Source organism: Microbispora rosea (assembly GCF_900156315.1).
GTDB lineage: Bacteria > Actinomycetota > Actinomycetes > Streptosporangiales > Streptosporangiaceae > Microbispora > Microbispora rosea.
Genome location: NZ_FTNI01000021.1, coordinates 1 through 22,700, shown reverse-complemented (window position 1 = coordinate 22,700; position 22,700 = coordinate 1). Strand labels below are relative to the sequence as shown.

At 72.3% G+C, this 22,700-nt stretch carries 20 protein-coding genes and 1 pseudogene; 15 read left to right on the top strand and 6 right to left on the bottom strand.

All coding sequences use genetic code 11. The features are described from left to right. Nucleotides 1–51: 51 nt before the first annotated feature. The 7 genes and pseudogenes from BXA11_RS26460 to BXA11_RS26435 all read left to right on the top strand — a co-directional run bounded on the left by BXA11_RS26460 (nt 52) and on the right by BXA11_RS26435 (nt 3,612). Nucleotides 52–555, top strand: coding sequence for a GNAT family N-acetyltransferase (locus BXA11_RS26460; RefSeq protein WP_076438842.1), 504 nt, complete (start codon nt 52–54; stop codon nt 553–555). A 28-nt stretch (nt 556–583) separates the two neighbouring features. Next, complete coding sequence (locus BXA11_RS26455) at nt 584–1,555, top strand: DUF2332 domain-containing protein (protein WP_076438840.1); 972 nt, start codon at nt 584–586, stop codon at nt 1,553–1,555. 34 nt (nt 1,556–1,589) lie between these two features. Continuing rightward, nucleotides 1,590–1,922, top strand: a pseudogene (locus tag BXA11_RS45810) (class I SAM-dependent methyltransferase); the annotation flags it as partial. Nucleotides 1,923–2,034: 112 nt separating this feature from the next. Continuing rightward, complete coding sequence (locus BXA11_RS44850; RefSeq protein ID WP_239105101.1) at nt 2,035–2,208, top strand: hypothetical protein; 174 nt, start codon at nt 2,035–2,037, stop codon at nt 2,206–2,208. A 79-nt stretch (nt 2,209–2,287) separates the two neighbouring features. Then, the gene (locus BXA11_RS26445) at nt 2,288–2,671 is read left to right on the top strand and encodes a hypothetical protein (protein WP_076438838.1); all 384 of its coding nucleotides are present in this window, start codon (nt 2,288–2,290) and stop codon (nt 2,669–2,671) included. A gap of 60 nt (nt 2,672–2,731) precedes the next feature. Beyond that, nucleotides 2,732–3,316, top strand: a complete 585-nt coding sequence (locus BXA11_RS26440) for an Rv1733c family protein (protein WP_143734530.1) — start codon at nt 2,732–2,734, stop codon at nt 3,314–3,316. A gap of 20 nt (nt 3,317–3,336) precedes the next feature. Further along, nucleotides 3,337–3,612 carry a HesB/IscA family protein gene (locus BXA11_RS26435; RefSeq protein ID WP_030505886.1) on the top strand — a complete coding sequence of 92 codons (276 nt, stop codon included), beginning with the start codon at nt 3,337–3,339 and terminating at the stop codon, nt 3,610–3,612. Between the two features lie 3 nt (nt 3,613–3,615). Here the strand turns inward: BXA11_RS26435 and BXA11_RS26430 are convergent, their stop codons facing one another. Further along, nucleotides 3,616–3,870: a hypothetical protein gene (locus BXA11_RS26430; protein WP_076438836.1), complete on the bottom strand. Its 255-nt coding sequence runs from the start codon at nt 3,868–3,870 to the stop codon at nt 3,616–3,618. Nucleotides 3,871–3,911: 41 nt separating this feature from the next. After that, nucleotides 3,912–9,422 carry a non-ribosomal peptide synthetase/MFS transporter gene (locus BXA11_RS26425; protein ID WP_076438834.1) on the bottom strand — a complete coding sequence of 1,837 codons (5,511 nt, stop codon included), beginning with the start codon at nt 9,420–9,422 and terminating at the stop codon, nt 3,912–3,914. Nucleotides 9,423–9,930: 508 nt separating this feature from the next. Here BXA11_RS26425 and BXA11_RS26420 point away from each other — a divergent pair. The 4 genes from BXA11_RS26420 to BXA11_RS26405 are packed head-to-tail and all read left to right on the top strand — an operon-like array spanning nt 9,931 to nt 15,138. Continuing rightward, the gene (locus tag BXA11_RS26420; protein ID WP_030505883.1) at nt 9,931–10,857 is read left to right on the top strand and encodes a TauD/TfdA family dioxygenase; all 927 of its coding nucleotides are present in this window, start codon (nt 9,931–9,933) and stop codon (nt 10,855–10,857) included. Nucleotides 10,858–10,896: 39 nt separating this feature from the next. Continuing rightward, a complete protein-coding gene (locus BXA11_RS26415; protein ID WP_076438832.1) occupies nt 10,897–12,993 on the top strand; it encodes an HAD-IIIC family phosphatase in 2,097 nt (698 codons plus the stop codon). A gap of 14 nt (nt 12,994–13,007) precedes the next feature. Continuing rightward, on the top strand, nt 13,008–14,285 hold the full coding sequence (locus BXA11_RS26410) for a glycosyltransferase (protein WP_239105109.1): 1,278 nt from the start codon (nt 13,008–13,010) through the stop codon (nt 14,283–14,285). 28 nt (nt 14,286–14,313) lie between these two features. After that, entirely contained in the window at nt 14,314–15,138 is an 825-nt protein-coding gene (locus BXA11_RS26405) for an SDR family oxidoreductase (RefSeq protein ID WP_076438829.1), read from the top strand. A gap of 4 nt (nt 15,139–15,142) precedes the next feature. Here BXA11_RS26405 and BXA11_RS26400 read toward each other — a convergent pair whose 3' ends face one another. Beyond that, nucleotides 15,143–15,403 carry a TetR/AcrR family transcriptional regulator C-terminal domain-containing protein gene (locus BXA11_RS26400; protein WP_159454845.1) on the bottom strand — a complete coding sequence of 87 codons (261 nt, stop codon included), beginning with the start codon at nt 15,401–15,403 and terminating at the stop codon, nt 15,143–15,145. Nucleotides 15,404–15,441: 38 nt separating this feature from the next. On the opposite strand from BXA11_RS26400, the gene BXA11_RS26395 reads away from it, so the two are divergent. Together BXA11_RS26395 and BXA11_RS26390 are read left to right on the top strand one after the other, a co-directional pair. After that, the gene (locus BXA11_RS26395; RefSeq protein ID WP_143734529.1) at nt 15,442–15,666 is read left to right on the top strand and encodes an aromatic-ring hydroxylase C-terminal domain-containing protein; all 225 of its coding nucleotides are present in this window, start codon (nt 15,442–15,444) and stop codon (nt 15,664–15,666) included. A 65-nt stretch (nt 15,667–15,731) separates the two neighbouring features. Beyond that, nucleotides 15,732–16,994 carry a GAF domain-containing protein gene (locus BXA11_RS26390; RefSeq protein ID WP_076438823.1) on the top strand — a complete coding sequence of 421 codons (1,263 nt, stop codon included), beginning with the start codon at nt 15,732–15,734 and terminating at the stop codon, nt 16,992–16,994. Between the two features lie 6 nt (nt 16,995–17,000). On the opposite strand, the gene BXA11_RS26385 is transcribed toward BXA11_RS26390, so the two are convergent. Both BXA11_RS26385 and BXA11_RS26380 read right to left on the bottom strand, forming a co-directional pair. Then, nucleotides 17,001–18,155, bottom strand: a complete 1,155-nt coding sequence (locus BXA11_RS26385; protein WP_239105100.1) for an NAD(P)/FAD-dependent oxidoreductase — start codon at nt 18,153–18,155, stop codon at nt 17,001–17,003. 2 nt (nt 18,156–18,157) lie between these two features. Continuing rightward, nucleotides 18,158–19,423 (bottom strand): serine hydrolase domain-containing protein, encoded by a 1,266-nt coding sequence (locus BXA11_RS26380; RefSeq protein WP_076438822.1) that lies wholly within the window; start codon nt 19,421–19,423, stop codon nt 18,158–18,160. Nucleotides 19,424–19,577: 154 nt separating this feature from the next. On the opposite strand from BXA11_RS26380, the gene adh reads away from it, so the two are divergent. Beyond that, nucleotides 19,578–21,101, top strand: coding sequence for an aldehyde dehydrogenase (gene adh / locus BXA11_RS26375; protein ID WP_076438820.1), 1,524 nt, complete (start codon nt 19,578–19,580; stop codon nt 21,099–21,101). Beyond that, nucleotides 21,101–21,481, top strand: a complete 381-nt coding sequence (locus tag BXA11_RS26370; RefSeq protein ID WP_076438818.1) for a DUF779 domain-containing protein — start codon at nt 21,101–21,103, stop codon at nt 21,479–21,481. Before adh ends, BXA11_RS26370 begins: the two co-directional genes overlap by 1 nt. 153 nt (nt 21,482–21,634) lie before the next feature. Here BXA11_RS26370 and BXA11_RS26365 read toward each other — a convergent pair. Beyond that, nucleotides 21,635–22,700 (bottom strand): pectate lyase family protein (locus BXA11_RS26365; RefSeq protein ID WP_208865579.1); only part of this gene is annotated, 1,066 nt, incomplete at its 5' end.

Here is a 22,700-nt window from a genome sequence, read left to right as displayed (position 1 = left end):
ATCGGTTTAAGCAGTTGGGCGTACGGGCCGGGACAGGGGAGACTTCGGCATATGGAGACCATCTCAGCGGCGCGGCTCACACTCCGGCCTCTGACCGCGCAGGACGCGGACGAGATGGCGGAGGTGCTGGCGGGGGAGGAGCTGTACGCCTTCATCGGCGGAGCCGCGCCCACCCCGCCGGAACTCCGCGCCCGGTACGCCGCGCTCGAAGCCCGCCGCTCTCCGGACGGGCGGCAGGAGTGGCTCAACTGGATCATCCGTCGCGACACCGATGGGCGGGCGGTCGGCTACGTGCAGGCGACCGTGGCGGACGAGGGGCGGCGGGCCGAGGTCGCATGGGTCGTGGGAACCGCCTGGCAGGGCCGGGGCTACGCCTCGGAGGCGGCGGCGGCCCTCGCCGGGTGGCTGCGTGCGCGCGGCGTCGCCCGCATCGAGGCCCACATCCATCCCGATCACCACGCGTCCATGGCGGTGGCCGGCCGGATCGGCCTGCTGCCCACCGACCGTATCGAGGACGGCGAGCGCCTGTGGACCTGGGACCGCCTGGTTCCATGAAGTCTTCGGCGTTCCTCAAGGAGGCGGCATGGAGACGGCGGAGTGGTACAGATACTTCGCGGAGCGGGAGGTCAGGGGGCACAGCGCGGCCTACGAGGCGCTCGCTCTCGGGATCGCGGCCGACCCGGGGCTGCTCGAACTGATCGACGGCCTGCCGGAGCCGAAGCGGCAGCCGAACCTGCTGCTGGCCGCCGTACGCTTCCTCGGCGGGCCGTACAACGAGTTCGGCCGCTTCCGGGAGTGGATCGTGAGCCACTGGGCCGAGGTACGGGAGACGATGCTCGCCCGGCGGACGCAGACCAACGAGGCGGGCCGGTGCGCGAGCCTGCTGCCGGTGCTGGCGGCGCTGCCGCAGCCGCTGGCCCTGGTGGAGGTGGGCGCCTCGGCGGGGCTGTGCCTCTACCCGGACCGCTACCGCTACCGGTACGACGACGGGCCCGAGATCGGGCCGGCCGGAAGCCCGGTGCTGCTCACCTGCCGGACGAACGGGAAGGTGCCGGTGCCGGAGCGTCTCCCCGAGGTCGTGTGGCGGGCCGGGCTGGACCTCAACCCGATCGACGTACGCGACGACGAGGCGGTGCGCTGGCTGGAGTGCCTGGTGTGGCCGGAACAGCGGGACCGGCTCGCGCGGCTGCGCGGTGCGGTGCGGATGGCGCGGCAGGACCCGCCGCGCCTGGTGCGGGGGGACGCCGCGGCGGCCCTGCCCGATCTCGTCGCCGCCGCGCCCGCCGGGGCGACGGTCGTCGTCTTCCACAGCGCGGTCATGCCCTACCTGGACGCCGAGGCGCGGGACCGCTTCGTCACGCTCGTGCGCGGTCTCCGAGCAGGCGGCCTGCCCGTGCGGTGGATCTCCAACGAGGGCTCGCCCCGGCTGCCCTTCCTTCTTCCGAAGCTGACGGCCGATCTGCCGGAGAGGCGGCTGGCGTTCCTGCCCGCGCTCGACGGCGAACCGCTCGCGATGGCCGGGCCGCACGGCGAGTGGCTGGACTGGCTCGCCTGAGCAGCCCTCAACCGGCGCGGCGGATACTGGCGGCATGACCGTTTACGACCAGATCGGCAGGACCTACCGCGCCGCCCGCAGGCCCGATCCGAGGCTCGACGGCCAGATCACCGCCGCGCTCGGGGACGCCGCGACGGTCGTCAACGTGGGGGCGGGCACGGGATCGTACGAACCCCCGGCGACCCTTATCGCGGTCGAGCCGAGCACGGTGATGATCGCCCAGCGGCCGCCGGGGTCGGCGCCCGTGGTGCGCGCCCAGGCCGAGGCCCTTCCCCTCGCCGACGGCGTGGCCGACGCCGCGATGGCGATCCTGACCGTGCACTACTGGACGGACCTCGGGGCCGGGATCTCAGAGTTGCGCAGGGTCGCGCGGCGCCGCGTGGTGATCCTCACCGGTCGAGCCGGTCCCCATCCCGCACGACTGCACCGACGGGTTCGGCGCCGCCTATTGGCGCAGACCCGAGGGCTATCTCGATCCCGTGGTCCAGGCGGGCATGTCCGTGCTCGCCCAGCTCGATCAGTCGGTCGTACGGCCGGCCCTGGACCGGCTCGCGGCCGACCTGGAGTCGGGCCGATGGCACGAGCGCCACCGCGACCTGCTCGGCCTGGAGGAGGACGACGCCGGATACCGGCTTCTCGTCGCCGATCTATGAGCCGATCCGTGAGCCGATCTGTGAGCCGGGGCGTGGGATCCGCACCGCGGGGGGTAAGGACAGACCGGGAGGAGAAGGCATGCCTGACCCTGCGGAGACGGAGACGGAGCGACTGCGCCAGGTCGTGGACGAGCTCTTCCACGACCGTCTTCGCGTGACGCGCCGCGACCTCTACTCCGCCGCCGCGGCGGACATCCACGTGCCGGCCGAGACCCTCGCCCTCCTGAACGAGATCGCCGAGGGCTCCTACAGCCGGCAGGAGATGCTGGAGGCCATCGAGGGGGCCGTCCGGGACCGGGAAGAGGCGGAGCGGGAGGCGCGGCGACCCGAGCGGATCGTCGCGCTGGAGGACACGGCCGAGGCAGAGCACGCCGTCGCCGACGACACCACGTTGAACGCGCTGATCCAGGAGTCCTCCGGCCCTCCGCCGGACGCGCCGCGGTTCCGGGAGCCGGGCGAGTGAGACGCCCCCCGCACCAGAAGGCGCACGACCAGGCGCACGAGAAGGAGGAGGGGTGACGCCATGCGATCTGGCCCGGTGACGATGCGGGTGCGGCGCTACCTGCCCGACGGCAATCCGTTACGGCGCGGCACCGACCGCGTCGAGTCCGTGGCCGTCCTGGCCTTCCTGATCTTTGCCGTGCTGAGCCTGGGCGCGGCGTTCGCCGTGGGCGCCGCCGTCTATCGCGCCGGCCTGGCCGAGGAGCATTCCGGGCGGTGGGTGACGGCCACCGTCACGCGGGACGCGCCGGCGGCCACCTGGGTCGCGGTCGAGGGCACCGCCGCGCGGCTGCGCACGGGCGTCGCCTGGACGACCGCCGACGGCCGTACGGTGACGGGGCAGGCGCCGGTTCCCTCGGCGGCCAAGGCCGGCTCGCCCGTGCGGATCTGGCTGGACCGCGAGGGCAGGCCCGGCGACGGCCCGCGGAGCCGGATCGACACGGTCGCGGACGGCGTCGCGTCCGGAACGGCTACGGCGGCGCTGTCGCTGACGGCCCTGCTCGCGTGTCTCGCCCTCGTCCGCCGCCGTCTCGATCACCGCAGGTACGCCGCCTGGGACGCCGGGTGGCTCGCGATGAACCGGCGGCGCAAGCCCAAGGACGCGTGAGCAGACACAGGAGGCGCGTCGTGCTGACAGTCACCGACCACGCTGTTCGGGCGATCCGCGATCTGATGGTGGGGGAGTACCTTCCCGAGGAGGCGGGCCTGCGCATCGCGGCCAAGCCGGGCGAGCCCGCCTCACTGGAGCTCTCGCTGGTGAGCGCGCCGTTCTCGGGCGACGAGGTGATCGAGAGAGCGGACGTGCGCGTCTTCCTCGAACCGGAGGTCGCCGAGACCGTCGGCGGGAAGACGCTGGACGCCGAGACCGGTCCCGGTGGCCGCCCGACCTTCCGCCTGAGCTGAGGTCTACTGGTCGCCCTCGTCCTCCTCGTCGTCGAGTCGTCCGGTGGGCGGCTGCCCGAGGGTTTCTCCTCCGGACGCGCCGCCGCCCGAGATCCCCTTGCCGCCGACGATGCCGGCGGCGTCCTGGTCCGCCTGCTCCACCGACCCCCGCCGGGTGGCCCGGATGCCGGGCGTCCGGTTCTTGAACCGCGGGTCGTCCTGCGCGTTGGTCGCCAGCTCCTCGGCGAGCTGCTTCGGGTTCATCTTCTTCTCGTTCATACGGGCCGCCGTACCCGGCGGCCCGTATGCCATTCACCTGCTCACAGCTCGGATGGAACCCGCTGCGGCGGGACGTGCCGCTGCTCCTGACGGCTGCGCAGCGCCTCCAGCCCGACCAGGTCGTCCGGCTCGGCGTCCGGGGTCTCCTGGTCGAACCTCGCCAGGGCCGGGTGCCGCAGGGCCAGCGTGATCGTGAGCGCGATGGCCAGGCCGCACACGATGTACAGCAGGCCGATGCCGCGGCCCTCGCCGACCCCGATCACCTTCCCGACCGTGCCGGCCAGCGGGCCGTCCGGCCGCATCAGCGGCTCGAAGACCAGCCCCACCAGCCAGGCCTGTACGGCGAGGCCGACCGGCTGGGTCGACAGCGCGAGCATCCGGTTGATCGCGATGACCCGGGCGTGGTAGCGCTGGGGCACCTTCGAGTGGATGATCGTCAGCCAGATGCCGTCGCTGATCGTCATCATCAGCGACATGCCGAAGGCGCCGACCGTGATGAGGATGAGCGACGGGCGCAGACCGGCGATCGCGCAGAAGATCCCGAGCACGCCGGCGGCCGCCAGCATGCCGAACATCCGGCGGTCACGCGGGCCGCCCCACAGCGTGATGATCAGGCCGCCGCACACCGCCCCGATCCCGGCGAGCAGCGCCACCCGTCCGGTGTCGGCCAGCTCGCCGACCGACAGCACCAGCGGCGAGATCATGATGAACCCGGTGAACAGGAAGAAGTTCACGATGAACATCGTGAAGGCCATGGCCCGCAGGCCCCGCCGCCGCAGCAGGTAGCGGAAGCCGTTGCGGATCTCGGCGGAGACCGTCTCGCGGCGCCGCCAGGCCATCGTGGCCGGGAAGCGCACGAGCAGGGTCACGGCGAACGCGATCGCGTAGCAGACCACGTTGGCGGTCAGGATGCCCTCGATGCCGATCAGCGCCAGCACGGCGACGGAGAACAGCGGGACCATGAGCTGGGCCACCGCGTTGCCGAGCTGGACGACGCCGCCGACGTGATGCAGATAGTGCTTGGGCGCGAGCTGTGGACCGGCGGACTGCCAGGCCACCCGTTGCAGGGTCACCGATATCGACAGCACCACCAGCAGGCCGTACAGCAGGGGCATGTTCAGCACGTCGCCGGCCATCAGGGCGAGCAGCGCGGCCTGCACGGCCAGAGACAAGCCGTCTGCCGCCAGCATCGCCCGCTTGCGGTCGTACCGGTCGACGAGCGCGCCGATCAACGGCGCGAGGACGAGCCCCGGCACCAGCCCGATGATGGCGAACAGGCCGAACTGCACCAGCGAGCCGCTCTTCAGGTACGCCCAGATCGGCACGGCGAACTCGGTCATCACGGCGCCGATCATGGAGACGATCTGACCGCTCGCCACCGTGAAGAACCGGCCCAGGCTGGGCTGCGGCCCGGCGACGTCGGCCCGCCGATCGGTGGACAGCGCCTGCCGCCACCACGTCGCCGGGTCCTCGGGCGGGCGCGGCCGCCACTCCTCGGGACGGTCGACGGTGGTGTGGGCGGTCGTGACGATCGCGGCCAGTTCCTCGGTGCGATACCGGAGGAAATAGTGGCCGGCCTCGGCCATCACGACCAGCGCCGTGGTCTCGGAGACGCAGTGCCAGTCGCGGTAGCGCTCCTGGTAGAAGTCGGTGAGCGCGTCGCGGTCGCCGACGATCGAGATCACCGGGGCGCGCAGCTGCGGGCTCTGCCGCTCCACGAGCTCGCTGAAGTAGTCCTCACCGGCCCGCGCGTCCACCCGCATGGTGCGGATGATGTGGTCGACCTGCTCGGGGTCGAGGTCCTGCAGGTCGGCGCCCATCGCGCGCAGCCAGTTGGCGTGCGCGTTGGCGTTGTCCAGCGCCTTGCTGCGGAAGATCCGCCCGAGCAGGCCGTTGAAGCCCTTGCTCGGGGTGGCGAACGGGAAGCTGCCGCCCGTGTAGACGGCCTCGACGCGCCGTCCGGCCGCCTCAAGCCGCCGCGCGATCTCGGCGGTCAGCGCGCTGCCGACGCAGTGGCCGTACAACGCGACCGGGCCGCGCACCCGCTCGACCACCTCGTCGCAGACCCGCTGGGCGGCCTCGTGGAACGGGATGGTGCTCTCCTCGACGCCCAGCTCGTGACCGGGCAGAGCGACCGCGAACAGCGAGTGACCGTCCGGCAGCGCGTCGGCCAGCGGCTGGTAGACCATCGCGCTGGCCCCGCCGTACGGGATGCAGACGAGCGACAGCGTCGGCGTCTTGACCGGCCGGGTGAGCTCGACCAGCAGGCCGCGCGGGCCGTCGTCGCTCTCCTCCGGCGCCTGCCCGGCGGCGTCGATCAGCGCGGCCAGCTCCCGCACGGTGCGGTTGGCGATCGCGTCGAGCACGGTCACCGGGTAGCCGTCGGCGGGCAGCGCCTGGCGCAGCTTGGCGACCATGCGGATGAGCAGCAGCGAGTGGCCGCCGAGCGCGTTGAAGTCGCTGTCGATCGAGACGGCCTCGATGCCGAGGACCTCCCGCCAGACCCCGGCCACCACGATCTCGGTCTCGGTCGTCGGCTCGGCGAGGTCGTCGCCCACCCGTACGACCGGATCGGGCAGCGCCTTGCGGTCCACCTTGCCGTTGGCATTGAGCGGGATGGTCTCCAGCGGTACGAACACCGACGGGACCATGTATCCCGGCAGCCGTTCCGCGCAGTGGTCCGCCAGCTCGGACAACTCAGGACCGGTGGGGACGTAGTAGGCGACGAGCCGCTTGTCCTCGGGGGTGAACGCGTGCACGGCGACGACCGCGTCGCGCACGCCGGGGTGATCGAGGACGGCCGCGCGCACCTCGTCCAGCTCGATGCGGTAGCCGCGGATCTTCACCTGGTCGTCGAACCGGCCGAGGAAGGCCACGATCCCGTCGCGGGTCCAGGTCACCCGGTCGCCGGTGCGGTACATCCGGCCCCCGGGATTGAAAGAATCCGGCAGGAACCGCTCCTCGGTGAGGTCCGGCCGGTTCATGTAACCGCGGGTGACGCCCACGCCGCCGACGTACAGCTCGCCCGGCACGCCGACCGGCTGCAGCCGCCGGTTGGCGTCCAGGACGTACATCTTCATGTTGGGCAGCGGGCGCCCGATCGGGACGACCTCCACGAGCTGGGCGTCCCGCACGGGATAGATACAGGTGCCGACCGACGCCTCGGTGGGGCCGTACTCGTTGATCAGCCGGCCCGGTCCGAGCATCTCCAGCCACCGGTTGGCCATGGAACCGGGCAGCGCCTCACCCGCGACGACGATCTTGCCGGCGAGCGCGGCGGCCTGCCGAGCGTCGATCTGGTGACCGAGCACCTCCAGGTGCCCGGGGGTGCACTTGATGAAGCCGTACGGCCCGCCCGCCACGAGCAGCGCGCCCAGCTCGCCCATGTCGAAGTCCTGCGGCAGCACGGTGACCCGCTGACCGGTGACGAGCGGCGCCCAGAGGTTGGGCACCACGAGGTCGAACGCCACCGAGCCGAACAGCGGCGCGCCGCCGTCGCCCTGGGAAGCCAGGTCCTCGACGGCCCACCACACGTGGTTCACCAGCCCGCGGTGGGTGACCTGCACGCCCTTCGGCTTGCCGGTCGACCCCGACGTGAAGATCACGTAGGCCAGCCGGTCGATGTCGTACGGCACGCCCACAGGGTCGCTCGGCCGGTCGTCGAGCACGCCGCTCTCCACGTCCACGACGTCGTCCAGCGCGTCGGCGCCGTCGAAAAGGTGCGTGTAGCCCGCCGAGGTCAGGACCAGCGGGGTCGCGGCGATCGACAGCATGTCGCGGACGCGCTGCGCGGGGAACTTGGGATCCATCGGCAGGTAGGCCGCGCCCGCCTTCCATACGCCCAGCAGGCAGGCGATGAGATCCGGGCTCCGGTCGAGCAGCACGCCGACCGTGTCCTCCGGGCCGATGCCCCGCTCGCGCAGCAGGTGGGCGACCTGGTTGGCGCGGGCGTGCAGCTCGGCGTACGTGGTCGTGCGGCCCTCGAAGGAGACCGCGACCGCGTCGGAGCCCGCGTGGCGCTCCAGCAGCTCGGGCAGGGCCGCGTCCGGGTACGGCCGCGCCGAGTCGTTCCACGTCCCGAGGACGAGGTCGCGCTCGGCGTCGGTGAGCAGTTCCAGGCCCGCCAGCGGGGTGTCCGGGGCGGCGGCGATCCGCTCGGCCAGCGCCCGGTAGTGCCCGGCCATCCGGGCGACGGCGTCCGCGTCGAACCGGTCCTTCTGGTAGGTCAGGTAGAGCTCGGGGTCGCCGGCGCCGTTCAGGTGCACCAGCAGCGCGAGGTCGTAGGTGAAGTCGTCGACCTCGTGCTCCCAGACCGACGCCTCCAGCTCGGGCCAGCTCCCGCGCTGGTCGCGGAAGACGCGCAGCGAGAAGCCGACGGTCGACAGCGAGAAATTGCGGGCGTCCCGGTCGCTCAGCGCCCCGGCCAGCTCCGAGAACGGCAGGTGGTTGGCGAGCGCCTCGCCTAGCCTGCGCCGGACCCCGGCCGCCGCCTGCCGGAACGAGGGGTCGCCGGACAGGTCGGCGCGCAGCGGCAGGGCGTTGACGAAGCAGCCCAGCACGGGCTCCAGCTCCACCCGGCGGCGCCCGCCGTTCACCGTGGCGATCGTCAGGTCGCCCTGCCCGGTGTAGCGCGCGAGCAGCATCGAGAAGACCGTGAGCAGGGCCACGAACGGGGTGGTTCCGGGGCCGCCGGCCTCCTGCAGCGCCCGCAGGACCTCGTCCGGCAGCGTGAACAGGTGGCAGTCGCTCCGGTTGCCCTCGGTGGCGGCCTGGCCGTCCCGCGCGATGGGCAGCTCCACCGCGCTCGCGCCGTCGAGCCGGTCGCGCCAGTAGTCGAGCCGCCGCTCGCGCTGCTCGCCGGTCAGCTCACGTCGCGACCAGGCCGCGTAGTCGGCGTACTGGAGCGGGGGCGTGGCCACCTCGGCGGGCCGTCCCTCGTGGGCGGTCGCGTACACGCTGGTCAGCTCGTCCACGATGATGCCGACCGACCACCCGTCGCACGCGATGTGGTGGCAGACGAACATCAGCACGTGGTCCTCGTCGGCCAGCCGGACCAGCGTCGTACGGTGGACCGGCCCGGCCTCCAGGTCGAAGCGTTCGACGGCGGCCCTGGACGTGATCTCCCGGGCCCGGGCCTCCCGCTCGGCCTCCGGCAGCTCCCGCAGGTCGACGACGTCGAGCGGCGCGGGCCCGGGGTCGAGGACGATCTGCCGGGGTTCGTGCCCGTCGCCCTCGTAGACCGTGCGCAGGATCTCGTGGCGTTCGACCAGGCTGTCCAGGGCGACGGTCAGGGCCCGGACGTCGAGCGGGCCGGTGAGCCGCAGGCCGATCGTGGCGTTGGGCGCGGGTGCGCCCTCGGCGAACCGTGCCCCGAGCCACATCTGGGTCTGCTCGTAGGAGCAGGGGGCGGGCCCTCCGCCGCGCGGGGCGATCGCGGTCGCGGCGGCGGCCCTGGCGGCCTTGGCGGCCAGGAGCCGGCGCAGGGCCTCCTGCCTGCGTGGGGAAAGCGAAGCTATTAGATGCTCGTTCTCAGTCGTCGGCGTTATCGTCACCGAGCGTTCTCCTCTCTGCGCCAAACAATGCGCAGGACCAGCTGACCACGCAGAAAAGTGGTTGAACCAGAAAACGCTTGATCGTCGATTCCGCAGGACGTCACCGCGTATCTCGCCGCGTTTCGAGCCGAGATGCGTGGGAGCGCTCCCACGAAAGTGATTATTTTACGATACGGGACGCACGCTGGGTAACGCAAGCCTCACTTCCACCTGCGATCAATTGCGCTGGGTATTGGGAAATCGACCTTCCGTCATCGCTCCCGGGTGGCGAAACATGAGTAGCCGTCGGCATTGCCGGCAGACACAGATCAATGTCGGAGAATTTGACTGACGCCGTCGAGCGAACCGATGAAACATGTTTCTTGCGCGTAACCCGATCCGGGTTCTATGTTGGCCGCCGGAATCTCTATCCGCAGGAGCGCCGCTTATTCGAGGGCCCGCCTGCCTCCTTAATTCGACCTTTTCCCCGTGCTCGGCCGCGGCCGGATCCCGCGCAGAAGGAGGACGCATGGACGACTTCTGGAAGCCCCTGGAAATAGCCCCGGACGGCTCCGCCGCCACGCCTGAGGGGCTGATGGAACGGCTGCGCGAACTGCCCGTGGGCGACCTGCTGGTCCGCGAGAAGGCGCTCGTCTTCCGGGGGTTCGGCGTCACGCCCGAGACCCTCGATCCCGTCATGGACATGCTGCTGCCCAGCCGCCTGGCGTACGTCCACGGCAACTCGCCCCGCACCAAGGTCGGCGGCAACGTCTACACCTCGACCGAGTATCCGCCCGAGTACACGATCTCCATGCACAACGAGCTGTCGTACTCCGCCACCTGGCCCTCCCGGCTGCTGTTCTACTGCGAGAAGGCGGCCGAGACCGGCGGGGCCACCCCCGTCGTGGACGGCGTGCGCTGGCTGGAGTCGCTCGACGACGAGGTCAGGGAGGCCTTCGCCAAGGGCGTGCGCTACACCCAGAACCTGCACGCCGGCCGGGGGCTCGGCAAGAGCTGGCAGGAGACCTTCGAGACCGAGGACCGCGACGAGGTGGCCGGATTCCTCGACGGCATCGGCGCGGACTGGCAGTGGCGGCCCGACGGCGGCGTGCGGATCTCTCAGGTCAGGCCGGCCACCACCCGGCATCCCGTGACCGGTGCCGAGGTGTGGTTCAACCAGGCCGACCAGTGGCACCCCGCCTCGATCGGCGACGAGGCCGCCGCCATGCTCGCCGAACTCATGCCGCCGGAGGAGCTGCCCCAGTCGGTGGCGTTCCCCGACGGCGCCCCGATCCCCGGCGAGTACGTGATCCAGGTGCGCGACCGGGGTCTGGACAACGCGGTGGACGTCGACTGGCGGGAGGGCGACCTGCTGTTGATCGACAACGTGCTGGTCGGGCACGGCCGCAGGCCCTTCACCGGCTCCCGCCGCATCCTCGTCGCCATGTCCGACTGACCGCGTCCGACTGACCGCGCTCTCGAAAGGGACACCGCAGTGAACAAGATCGGGGTTGGGGTCGCCGCGACCTTCACCGCCGAGCCGCTCGGGGACGCCCTGCGGTTCTGGCTCGCCGAACTCGACGCCGAGGGAGACGCCGAGGAGGCCGTCGCCTTCGCTCCGTACGACCAGGTCTTCCCCTCGCTCCTCGACTCGGGCAGCGTGCTCGGCCGGGCCGGCGCCGCCGTCGTGCTGGTCCGGGCGGAGGACATGGTCGCTGAAAACATGGTCGCCGGGCAGGACGGGCTCGACGAGGTGGAGGCCGTCGCCACCGACCTCGCCGCCGCCTTGCGCACCTCGGCGCGCGCGTCCGGCACGCCGCACGTGCTCGTCGTCTGCCCTCCCTCACCCGAGCACGGCTCTCCCGAGGCGCACGCGCGCCTCGCCTCCAAACTGGCCCGGGCGTTCGAGGGCGACCGGGCCGTCTCCGTGCTCACCTCCGCCGAGCCGTACGAACCGGCGCCGGAGGCCGTCCACGACGCCTTCGCCGACCGGACCGGCAACGTGCCCTACACCGACCGCTACTTCGCCGCGCTGGCCGCCGCGGCCGTCCGCCGCCTGCACGCCATGACCACCCCCCGTCCCAAGGTCGTCGCCGTGGACTGCGACGGCACGCTCTGGGATGGCGTGGTCGGCGAGGACGGCCCCGACGGCGTGGTCATCGGCCCGGAGCGGATGGAGATCTGGCGGGAGCTGGCCCGCCAGGTCGCCGCGGGCAGGCTGCTGTGCCTGTGCAGCAAGAACGAGGAGAAGGACGTCCGCGAGGTGTTCGCCCGGCACCCGGAGCTGCCGGTCGGCCTGGACGACGTCGCGGCGATGCGCGTCGGGTGGGAGGCCAAGTCGCAGGCGCTGCGGTCGCTCGCCGCCGAGCTCGACCTCGGGCTCGACTCCTTCGTCTTCCTCGACGACAGCCCGGTCGAGTGCGCCGAGGTCCGGGCCGGCTGCCCCGAGGTGCTGACCCTCAGGCTCCCGGCGGACGCCGCGGAGGCGGCGGCCTTCCTGCGGCACTGCTGGCCTCTCGACCTGCTCGCGGTCACCGAGGCCGACCGCGAGCGCACCCGGCGCTACCAGGAGGAACGGCAGCGAGAGCAGGCCAGGGGCGAGATGTCCCTCGCCGACTTCTTCGCCACGCTCGATCTGCGGGTGACCATCACCCCGGCCGGTCCCGAGCACGAGGCCCGGGCCGCACAGCTCGCCGAGCGGACCAACCAGTTCAACCTCTCCGGGGTGCGTCGCCTGGACGGCGACGAGAAGTTCGTCGTGGACGTGAGCGACCGTTTCGGGGACTACGGCGTCGTCGGCCTCACCGACGTGCGTACGGAGGGGGACACGCTGGGCGCCGGCGCGTTCCTGCTCAGCTGCCGGGCGCTCGGGCGCGGGGTGGAGCACCGCATGCTCGCGCACCTGGGGGCGCTCGCGCGCGAGCGCGGCCTCGCCCGGGTGGCCCTGGCGTTCCGGGCGACCGAGCGCAACCAGCCGGCCAGGGACTTCCTCGCCGCTCTGCCGGCGACGGTGGAGCCGTACGACGGCGAGGAGGCGGCCTGGTACGTCCTCGACGCGGCCGACGCGGCCGCCGTCGTCCACACGCCGGGCCCTGCTGAGGAGAGGGCAGCGGGGCCCGCCGGGACCACCGGACCCGCCGGATCCGTCGACGCCGCCGCCTCCGCGGGATGGGCGGCCGTCGAACGGATCGCGACCCGGCTGACCGGCGCCGACGCGATCCTCGACGCCATGCGGGCCGCCCGTCCCGTGACGGAGGTGGCGGGAGCGAGCCCCGTCGAGGCGACCGTCATGCGCATGTGGGCCGAGCTGCTCGACGTGGCGCCGACCTCGGTGAGCGACGGCTTCTTCCAACTCGGCGGCCACTCGCTGCGGCTGGTGCAGTTCATGGCGCGGGTGCGTGCCGAGTTCGGCGTCGAGCTGCCCTTCGACACCCTCTACACCACCTCGTTCACCGTCGCGGAGGTCGCCAAGGCGATCGAGGAGCGGCAGCTGGCCGACGCCGACGACGAGGAGCTGGCCGGGCTGCTCGACGAGCTCGCGGGCCTGTCGGACGAGGAGATCGACGCCCTGCTCGACTCGGGGAACGGCTGATCCGCGTGGCCACGATGCTGCTGAGCACCCACGGCACCAACGGCGACGTGCTCCCGTTCGTACGGATCGGGCGCGAGCTGGCGGAGCGGGGCCACGACGTCGTCGTGATGACGCACTCCTGGTTCGCCGACCGGCTCGCGGCCGCGGGTCTTCGGCACGTGCCGATCGACACGGCGGAGGGCTACGACCGGCATCTGGACGACGCCCGGCGCTACATGCTCGATCCCCTCAAGGACCCCGAAGGCGTGCTGGCGCTCTACCGGCGCAACGGCCTGTTCGAGTTGCTCGCGGACGAGGTCCGCATGATCGAGGCGCACTACCGGCCGGGGGAGACCGTGGTGGTCGCCCGGCACACGTCGGGCATCGCCGCGCTGATGGCCGCCGAGCGTCGCGGGGTGCCGGTGGCGCTGGTGTCCGTCACGCCCCACCAGTACGTCTCGCTGCCGGTGCTCGCGAACCTCTTCCGGCGCGTGCTCGGGCAGGGATACGACGAAGTCTTCCAGGAGTTCGGCCTGCGGCCGGTCCGCGACTGGAACTCCTACCTGACGAGCGCCAAGACCCAGCTCGCGCTGTGGCCGGAATGGTTCGACGCCGCGGGCCAGCCGGCGCCGGCGGGCGTCGTCCGCTGCGGGTTCGTGCTCGGCGACACGGCGCAGGGGCCGGTGCCGGACTGGGCCGAGCCGCCCGTGCTGATCACCGGCGGCACCGGGCAGGTGCTGCACGATCGGTTCTACGACGTGGCGGCGCGGGCATGCCGGCGGATCGGGAGGAAGGCCCTGCTGGTGAACCGGCACCCGGCGTTCCAGCCGGAGTCGCTGCCCGACGGGATCGAGTGGATGCCCTCGGCGCCGTTCGCCACGGTCATGCCCCATGTCGCCGCGGTCGTCCACCACGGCGGGATCGGCACGCTCGCCCGTGCGCTGTCGTCGGCGACCCCGCAGGTGCTGCTGGCGCACGGCGTCGACCGTCCGGACAACGCCGAGCGGCTGGAGCGCGCCGGGGTGGCGACCTGGCTGCCCGTGACGCACTGGACCGAGGACCGGGCGGCCGACCTGCTGGCCCGGGCCCTGGAGGATGGGGGGGAGGACGGCGGATACCGGGAGCGGATCGCGCCGCTCGCGGCCGACGCCGCGTCGGAGGACTCCGTGCGCGTCGCGGCCGACCACGCCGAGGCGCTGATCGGCACCGACGCGGTCACGACGCGGCCGGATCCGCGTGAGCGGCTGGCGCGCCTCACCCCGGAGCAGCGCACGCGCCTGGCCGCCATGGCGCGCGCCCGGCGCGGCGTGTAGAGGGGGGTCTTCCGGGTACGCCGGGCCCATGGCGGACACGACGGCGCCGATCTCGCGCTTCGACTACGACAAGGTGGCGATCGTCACCGGGGCCGACTCGGGGATCGGGCGGGCGACCGCGGTGATGCTCGCCGCGCACGGCTTCGACGTCGGCGTCACCTATCACCGGGATGAGAAGGGCGCGCGGGAGACGGCCCGCCAGGTCGTGGATCAGGGACGCCGGGCCGCCGTGCGGCAGCACGACCTGACCGACCCGGTGGCCGCGGCGGCCGTGGTCGACGAGCTCGCCGACGAGCTGGGCGGCCTCGGCGTGCTGGTGAACAACGCGGGCACCGGCACGACCGAGCCGCTGCTGGAGATCGGCTACGACCGATGGCGGTCGGTCCTCGCGGTCGACCTCGACGGGCCGTTCCTCTGCTCGCAGCGGGCGGCCCGCCGCATGATCGAGCGCGGCGCCGGCGGCCGGATCGTCAACGTGACCAGCGTGCACGAGGACTATCCCCGCCTCGGGGCCGGGCCCTACTGCGCGGCCAAGGGCGGCCTGCGCATGCTCAGCCGCACGCTGGCGCTGGAGCTGGGCAGGCACGGCATCACGGTCAACACCGTGGCTCCCGGGGAGATCGCGACTCCCATGACCGGGCAGGAGGACCGGCCGCCCCGGCCGGACAGCCGGCCCGGCTACCCGCTCGGCCGTCCCGGCGACGCCCGCGAGGTCGCCGCGGTGATCGCCTTCCTGGCCGGACCCACCGCGTCGTACGTCACCGGCGCGTCGCTGTTCGTGGACGGCGGGCTCGGCCTGATGGGCCCGCAGGCCGCGGGCGACATCGACAAGGACGTCTGGGCCTCCGCCTGACCCGTCACCCGCCGGGGAGCGCGGCGGCCAGGCCGTCGAGCACCTGCCGCAGGCCGGAATCGAAGAGCCGCTCGTTCTGGTCGGCGCGGTGCGGCCCCTCGGCCTCCACCATGATCCGGATCAGCGTGGGATGGGCGCCCGAGGCGATGATCGAGTCGCCGTACGCGCCCTGGGCGGACAGCCAGGTCTTCGCGTCATAGCCGGCGGCCCGCTGCGCCACCTCGTACGCCACCGAGCCGTGCACGAAGATCTGGATCGTGCTCACGGCCGCCGTCATCCGGTGCCGGCCGGTTGCACGGCCGCGTGGCGCCCGATCTCGTGCTCGACGACGGCAGCCGCCTCGCCGGTCACTGCCGCACCGCCCGCTTCCTGCTCGTCACACGCGACCCGGGGCTCGCCGCGCGCGCCGGGGGCTTCGCCGACCGTCTCACCGTGCTCCCCGGCCCGGACATGCTCGTCCGGCCGGACGGGTACGTCGCCTGGGCGGGCGAGGCGCCCGCGGATCCGTTGACGCCGTGGCTCGGCTGACGGGCCTTGTCGCGCGACGCGGCGTGGGTGACGATGGCGCCTGAAGACGCGGAGAGTGAGGCGCCGTGACCAATCCATGGCTCGCGCTTGAGTCCGGGGCCGACGCGGCGGAGCGCACCGGTGAGCTGCGCCGCGCCCATGAGCGCTATCTATCGGCCGGAACGATCGACGGTCCGGTGCGGGCGGTGGTCGCCGAATCATGGCGGCGGTCGGCCCGCGCCGTCGACCCCGACGCGCTCGCGCCGCTGGAGCTCACCGACGCCGAGCTGGAGGAGTATCGCGACGCGCACCCGCTGGCCCGGGTGCTGCCGCTGTTCCGCGACCTGCTGGGCGGCATCGCCGACGACGGGCGGCACCTGCTCGCGGTGTGCGACGCGGCCGGCCGGCTGCTGTGGGTCGAGGGCCATCGCGGGGCGCGGGCGCGGGCCGAGCGGATGAACTTCGTCGCCGGGGCCCGGTGGGACGAGTCGCACGCGGGCACCAACGCCCCCGGCGTCGCGATCACGGTCGACCATCCGGTGCAGATCTTCGCGGCCGAGCACTTCGCCGTGCCGGTGCAGCCGTGGACCTGCGCCGCAGCGCCGATCCACGACCCGCACACCGGCCGCCTGCTCGGCGCGGTCGACGTCACCGGCGGCGACAATCTGGCCAGCCCGTACAGCCTGGCCCTCGTGCAGGCGGCGGCCCGCGCGGCGGAGGCCCATCTGGCTACCCTCCCCGCGCCGGCCCTGGCACCAGCCGTGACGCTCACGGCCCTGGGGCGGGACGACGCCGTGCTCGGCGAGGGCCCGCGCCGCATCAGGCTCGGCCCCCGGCACAGCGAGATCGTCGTGCTGCTTTCCTGTCACCCCGAGGGACTGAGCAGCGACCAGCTCAGCGCGGAGCTGTACGGCGACCGCATGCTGAACCCCGTCACGCTCCGCGCGGAGCTGTCCCGGCTGCGCCACCGGCTCGGTCCGCTGCTCGACTCCCGTCCGTACCGGCTGCGGGTGCCGGTGCGGGCCGACTTCCAGGCGCTCGCCGAGCACCTGGCCGCCGCGGACGCCGACGCCGCGCTGCGGTCCTACCGGGGGCCGCTCCTGCCCGGCTCGGACGCGCCCGGCGTCGTCTGGCAGCGCCGCCTGCTGGACGACGGCGTACGCGACCTGCTGGTGGCCCGGCGCGACCCCGCGCTGCTCGAACGATGGACGCGCGCGCCGTGGGGGAGGGACGACATCGTCGCCTGGCAGGCGCTGCTGGCCGCGCTGCCCACCGGGTCTCCGGCCCGGGCGCGGGCCGCCCGGCGGGTGCGGGACCTCGACGCGGAGTACGGCCTGCCGGTCCTGTGAGGAGGCTCAGGCGAGATTCTTGAACCAACGGAGGGCGACGGCCGCCGCCAGGCGGGGCGGCACGGTGCCTGCCCCGAGCCCGACGTCGACGAGCAAATCGAACACCTCGGTGCGGCGGGCGGCGACGTCGATCGCCGCGTCGATGAAACCGGGGGAGCGGGCGGCCAGGGCGAGCACGTCGGTGGTGCGCAGGTGCCGCCCGAGCGCCCGGCGCAGCCCGCGCCGGTAGGCCCGCAGCGGGTCGTCCGGCGACCCGATCGCCGCCTCGGCGGCGAGCCGCCCCGACAGCAGCGCGTAGTAGATGCCCTCGCCGGTCAGCGGGTTCACGAGGCTCGCCGCGTCGCCGGCCAGCAGCACCCGGCCCGCCCCCGGCACCGGCCGCCCGCTCGACAGCGGCAGGTGATGCGCCCGCAGGTCGCGGACGGGCGAGCCGATCTCCCCCAGCAGAGGGAGGAGCCGGGCCAGCCGCCCGTGCAGGATCTCGCGGCCCGGCAGTCCGATCTCGCGCATGCGGGGCAGCAGCAGGCCGTAGCCGACGTTGGCCGTGCCGTCGCCCACGGGGAACGACCAGCCGTAGGCCGGCCACGCCTCGCTCCGCATGACGATGACCTGCACGTCGTCGTCCGGCGGCACGTCGGCGTACCCGCGGACCGCGATGGCGGTGTGCCGGTCCGGGCTCGGCGGCACGCCGATCAGCCGCCGTACGGCCGAGTTGGCACCGTCGGCGGCGACGACCGCCCGGGCGACCAGGTGGCCGTCGACCACGACGTGCTCGCCGAGGGCGGTCAGCGTACGCACCCGGTGGCGGCGCACCTCCACGCCGCGCGCCCGCGCCGCCTCCACCAGCCGGGCGTCGAAGACCCGGCGGGGCACCACGTGGTTGGGCCGCGCGACGACGGCCGAGACGTGGGCTCCGCCGGGCGACGTCACCGACAGGCGCGGCGTCGGCCGGTGGTCGTCGAGCAGGCCGGGCAGCCCGAGCAGCGCGAGCTCCTGCCGTGCGTGCGCCGCGATGCCGTCGCCGCAGGCCTTGTCGCGCGGGAAGGCCGCCCGGTCGAGCAGCAGCACCCGGCAGCCGGGGTCGAGCTGTCTGGCCCGCAGCGCGGCGGCCGAGCCCGCCGGCCCGGCGCCGACGACCACCAGGTCCCAGACGTCCTCCACATCTACAGACCGTACGTGGAGAAGAGGTTCGTGGTGGGCCAGGACTTCACCGAGTTGGCGGCGGTGTGGAGAAGGGGGTCGATGTCCCCGTAGGTCAGCCCCGAGGCGTCGTCGCGCTGGTCGAACAGGACCACCCAGCTCAGCCCGTCGTAGCGCCGGACCATGAGCGTGGAGGTGCCGGCCAGCGACCCCGTGTGCCAGGTGTTGCGGCCCCCGGTGACCGGGCGGACCTGCCAGCCGAGGCCGTAGTACCAGCCGTCGGAGTTGACGCCGATCGACGGCTTGGCGAACGCCTTGGAGATCGAGGCCGAGGTCAGCACGCCGGCCGCGTCGAAGAGGGTGGTGAACTTCGCCAGATCGACGGCCGTGGCGAGCCACCCGCCGTGGGCGGCCATGTTCTCCAGGTTGAACCCGCCGTAGGGGAAGGGCATCACGGAGCCGGAGGTGTCGATCACGCTCTTGCCGGTGTACTGCGAGAAGTACGGCACCTCGCCCGACTTGCGGAGACCCTTCGCCGTCCTGCCGAGCGCCATCCGCTTGATCTTGAGGGGCGTCAGGATCTTGCTCTGGACGTAGCTGGCGTAGGAGACCCCGCTCGCCTTCTCGATGACCTTCTGCAGGAGAAGGTATCCGTAGTTCGAGTACGCGTACGTCGTGCCCGGCGCGTGGTCGAGCTTGAGGCCGGACGTGTGCTTGATGATGTGCGCCTGCGTGATCGGCAGCGGGACGCCGAGTGCCGAGGCGATGACCCGGTCCTTGAACATCGGGTCGCCCGAGACGTCGGAATCCCACCCGCCGAGGTGCTGCAGCAGGTGGGTCACGGTGACGTTGGCGAGGCGCGGGTCGGCGGCCGTGCTCAGCCCGAGCAGCGGCGCGACCTTGGCCGACAGGCTGAGCTTGCCGTCCTGCGCCAGCTTCAGCACGGCGGCGGCGGTGACCGGCTTGCTCAGGCTCGCGATGCGGAACAGCGAGGTGGGCCCGGCCGCGAACGAGGTGTCCGCCGTCCAGTTGTAACCCCGGGCGAGCACCAGCTTGCCCTTGCGGACCACGGCCAGGGACGCGTGCGGGATCGCCCGCGCCTGCATGAAGCGCTTGAGCGTGTCGTCGAAGGGCTTGAGCGACGTCGCGCTGCTGCCGGTGACACTCCACGCGCGGGCCGCCGCGCTCGCCGGTGACGCGGGCAGCCCGGCGGCGAGTCCCGCCGCCGCGCCGCCCGTCAGCAGGCGCAGGGCGCTCCTGCGGGAGACGGAAAACGTTTCCGGAATCATGACGGCCGATCTTAGGGGAGATTTGACCGTCCATAACCGCATTTCTGACTACACGGACCGGAGGCTGTGTGCGGAAGGACGCAACATGTCGGCAACGTGCCCGCGACTAACGTCCGGGGCGTCAGACCAACACCCTGTCCGGGAGGTCCATCCCATGACCCGTTACGCCGCGCCGGGACAGCCGGACGCCCTCATGGCGTACGAGCAGCGTTACGACCACTGGATCGGCGGGGAGTACGTCCCGCCGCAGCGGGGGCAGTACTTCGAGAACCCCACGCCGGTGACCGGTCAGACCTTCACCGAGATCGCGCGCGGCACGGCCGAGGACGTCGAGCGCGCGCTGGACGCCGCGCACGGCGCCGCCCCGGCCTGGGGACGTACGCCCGCGGCCGAGCGGGCGAACATCCTCAACCGGATCGCCGACCGCATGGAGCAGAACCTGGAGCGGCTCGCCGTCGCCGAGACCTGGGAGAACGGCAAGCCGATCCGGGAGACGCTGGCCGCCGACATCCCGCTGGCCATCGACCACTTCCGCTACTTCGCGGGAGCGATCAGGGCCCAGGAGGGCAGCCTGTCGGAGATCGACGCGGACACCGTCGCCTACCACTTCCACGAGCCGCTCGGCGTCGTCGCGCAGATCATCCCGTGGAACTTCCCGATCCTGATGGCCGCCTGGAAGCTCGCGCCGGCGCTGGCCGCCGGCAACGCCGTGGTCCTCAAGCCGGCCGAGCAGACCCCGGCGTCGATCCACTACTGGATGAGCCTGGTCGCCGACCTCCTCCCGCCGGGTGTCCTCAACATCGTCAACGGGTTCGGCGTGGAGGCGGGCAAGCCGCTGGCCTCAAGCGCGCGGGTCGCGAAGGTCGCGTTCACCGGGGAGACCACCACCGGGCGGCTGATCATGCAGTACGCCAGCGAGAACATCAAGCCGGTCACGCTTGAGCTCGGCGGCAAGAGCCCCAACGTCTTCTTCGACGACGTGTCCTCCGCCGACGACGAGTTCTTCGACAAGGCGCTGGAGGGCTTCACGATGTTCGCGCTCAACCAGGGGGAGGTGTGCACCTGTCCCTCCAGGGCGCTCATCCAGCAGGGCCACTACCGGAGGTTCCTGGAGGCCGCGGTCGAGCGTACGGAGAAGATCGTCCGTGGTCACCCGCTCGACCTGGCCACGATGGTCGGCGCCCAGGCGTCCAACGACCAGCTGGAGAAGATCCTGTCCTACCTCGACATCGGCCGGCAGGAGGGCGCCAAGGTGCTCACCGGCGGGCACCGCGCCGACCTCGGCGGCGAGCTGTCGGGCGGCTACTACGTCGAGCCGACGATCTTCGAGGGCGCCAACCACATGCGGGTGTTCCAGGAGGAGATCTTCGGGCCGGTCGTGTCGGTGACCTCGTTCACCGACTTCGACGACGCCATAAAGATCGCCAACGACACGTTGTACGGCCTCGGGGCGGGCGTGTGGACCAGGGACGTCAATAAGGCGTACCGGGCCGGCCGGGCCATCCAGGCCGGGCGGGTCTGGACGAACTGCTACCACGCGTATCCCGCCCACGCCGCCTTCGGCGGCTACAAGCAGTCGGGCATCGGCAGGGAGACGCACAAGATGATGCTCGACCACTACCAGCAGACCAAGAACCTGCTGGTGAGCTACTCGCCCTCGAAGCTCGGCTTCTTCTGATGCCCGAGGTGTCCCGAGTGGACCTCACCCCCGCGGCCGCCGACCTCATCCGGCGGCTGCGGGCGGCCCACGGCCCACTGATGTTCCACCAGTCCGGCGGCTGCTGCGACGGCAGTGCCCCGATGTGCTACCTGGAGGGCGAGTTCCGCACCGGCTCCTCGGATGTGCTGCTCGCCTCGCTGACCGTCGAGGGCGTCGACGAGCCGGTCACGTTCTGGATGTCGTCGAGCCAGTTCGAGCGCTGGCGGCACACCCACCTGACCGTGGACGTCGTCCCCGGCCGGGGCAGCGGCTTCTCCCTGGAGGCGCCCGAGGGTGTGCGTTTCCTGATCCGTTCCCGCCTGCTCACCGAGGCGGAACGCGCCGCCCTCGACGGCTGACGATCGACTGAACGACCGGCTCGGAGGCTTGCCCAACCCGCGGGAGGCCCAGGAGATCTGGTCCCGCATCTGGAGGTCCTCACGTAAGTCCGTGGTTGAGACGCGGCGGAGGCCGCGGCGGGGGTGCCGCGGCCTCCGGGACTGCTCTCGGACTCAGATCTTGCCGGTGCCCGCGTTGGCGAGGACGTTCGCCTTGACGCCGCTGGGGTTGTCCACCGTGTACGAGTACGGGATGGAGGCGACGCTGCCGGAGGTCTGCGGCGTGCCGGAGTTCACGAAGTAGTTGTTGCGGGCGACGATCGACCCGCCCGGCGACGAGCCTTCGGCGGTGTGGGTGGGCTCGGCGATGTTCTCGAAGTAGTTGCCCTCGACGAGCACCCCGGCGCCGCAGGTGGAGGCGATGCCGTAGCTGTAGTCGGTGTAGGACGGGTCCTTGTAGTAGTAGTTGTTGAACACGTGCACCGGGTTGCCGAAGCGCACCCGCGGGTTGCGCTGGGCGCAGGTCTGGAACGCGTTGTGGTGGTACGTCACGCGCAGGTGCCCGGTGTCCTCGGAGCCGTTGTTGTCGCTGTGGCCCACGAGCGAGCACTTGACGTGGTCGTGCAGCTTGTTCCAGGAGACGGTGACGTAGTCGGAGCCGTGCGTGATGTCCAGCAGGCCGTCGTAGTAGTCGGTGCCGTGGCCGGTGTCACTCGACAGGTCGTTGTGGTCGAGCCACACGCGCCTGGCGTTGTCGAGGTGGATCGCGTCGCCGTTGCCGTTGCCGGCCTGGACCTTCGAGATCTTCATGTTGCGCACGATGACGTTGCCGACGTCACGGATGTTCAGGCCGCAGCCGGTCAGCCCGGAGTTCGCGCCTACGCCGAGGATGGTGGTGTTGCCGCCCACCCGCACGTCCTCCGAGCAGGTGAAGTTGCCGTTCACCTGGACGACCTTCGCCGAGTCGCCCTTCACGGCGCTGGTGAGCGCGGTCAGGGAGGTGACCGTCGTCGTGGCGCCGCCCGCGCCGCCTGTCGTGCCGCCGCCCTGGGTCGCCCAGCCGACCAGCCCGGTGGTGGGCGGGGTGGTCGGGCCGCCCGTGGGCGTGGTGCTCGGTGTGGGCGACGGGCTCCTGGTCGGTGTGGCGGTGGGGGTGGATGAGGGCTGGGAGCCGGCCGGCTGGAGCGACCACTGTTTGGTGGACACCGAGTCGCAGGAGTTCTGCTGTGCCAGTGCGCCG

Excerpts from the sequence above, each read along its gene's own strand:
- BXA11_RS26460 (WP_076438842.1), top strand. The coding sequence starts at position 52 with ATGGAGACCATCTCAGCGGCGCGGCTCACACTCCGGCCTCTGACCGCG.
- BXA11_RS26440 (WP_143734530.1), top strand. The coding sequence starts at position 2,732 with ATGCGATCTGGCCCGGTGACGATGCGGGTGCGGCGCTACCTGCCCGAC.
- adh (WP_076438820.1), top strand. The coding sequence starts at position 19,578 with ATGACCCGTTACGCCGCGCCGGGACAGCCGGACGCCCTCATGGCGTAC.
- BXA11_RS26455 (WP_076438840.1), top strand. The coding sequence starts at position 584 with ATGGAGACGGCGGAGTGGTACAGATACTTCGCGGAGCGGGAGGTCAGG.
- BXA11_RS26445 (WP_076438838.1), top strand. The coding sequence starts at position 2,288 with ATGCCTGACCCTGCGGAGACGGAGACGGAGCGACTGCGCCAGGTCGTG.
- BXA11_RS26430 (WP_076438836.1), bottom strand. The coding sequence starts at position 3,870 with ATGAACGAGAAGAAGATGAACCCGAAGCAGCTCGCCGAGGAGCTGGCG.
- BXA11_RS26420 (WP_030505883.1), top strand. The coding sequence starts at position 9,931 with ATGGACGACTTCTGGAAGCCCCTGGAAATAGCCCCGGACGGCTCCGCC.
- BXA11_RS26370 (WP_076438818.1), top strand. The coding sequence starts at position 21,101 with ATGCCCGAGGTGTCCCGAGTGGACCTCACCCCCGCGGCCGCCGACCTC.
- BXA11_RS26410 (WP_239105109.1), top strand. The coding sequence starts at position 13,008 with ATGCTGCTGAGCACCCACGGCACCAACGGCGACGTGCTCCCGTTCGTA.
- BXA11_RS26380 (WP_076438822.1), bottom strand. The coding sequence starts at position 19,423 with ATGATTCCGGAAACGTTTTCCGTCTCCCGCAGGAGCGCCCTGCGCCTG.
- BXA11_RS26405 (WP_076438829.1), top strand. The coding sequence starts at position 14,314 with ATGGCGGACACGACGGCGCCGATCTCGCGCTTCGACTACGACAAGGTG.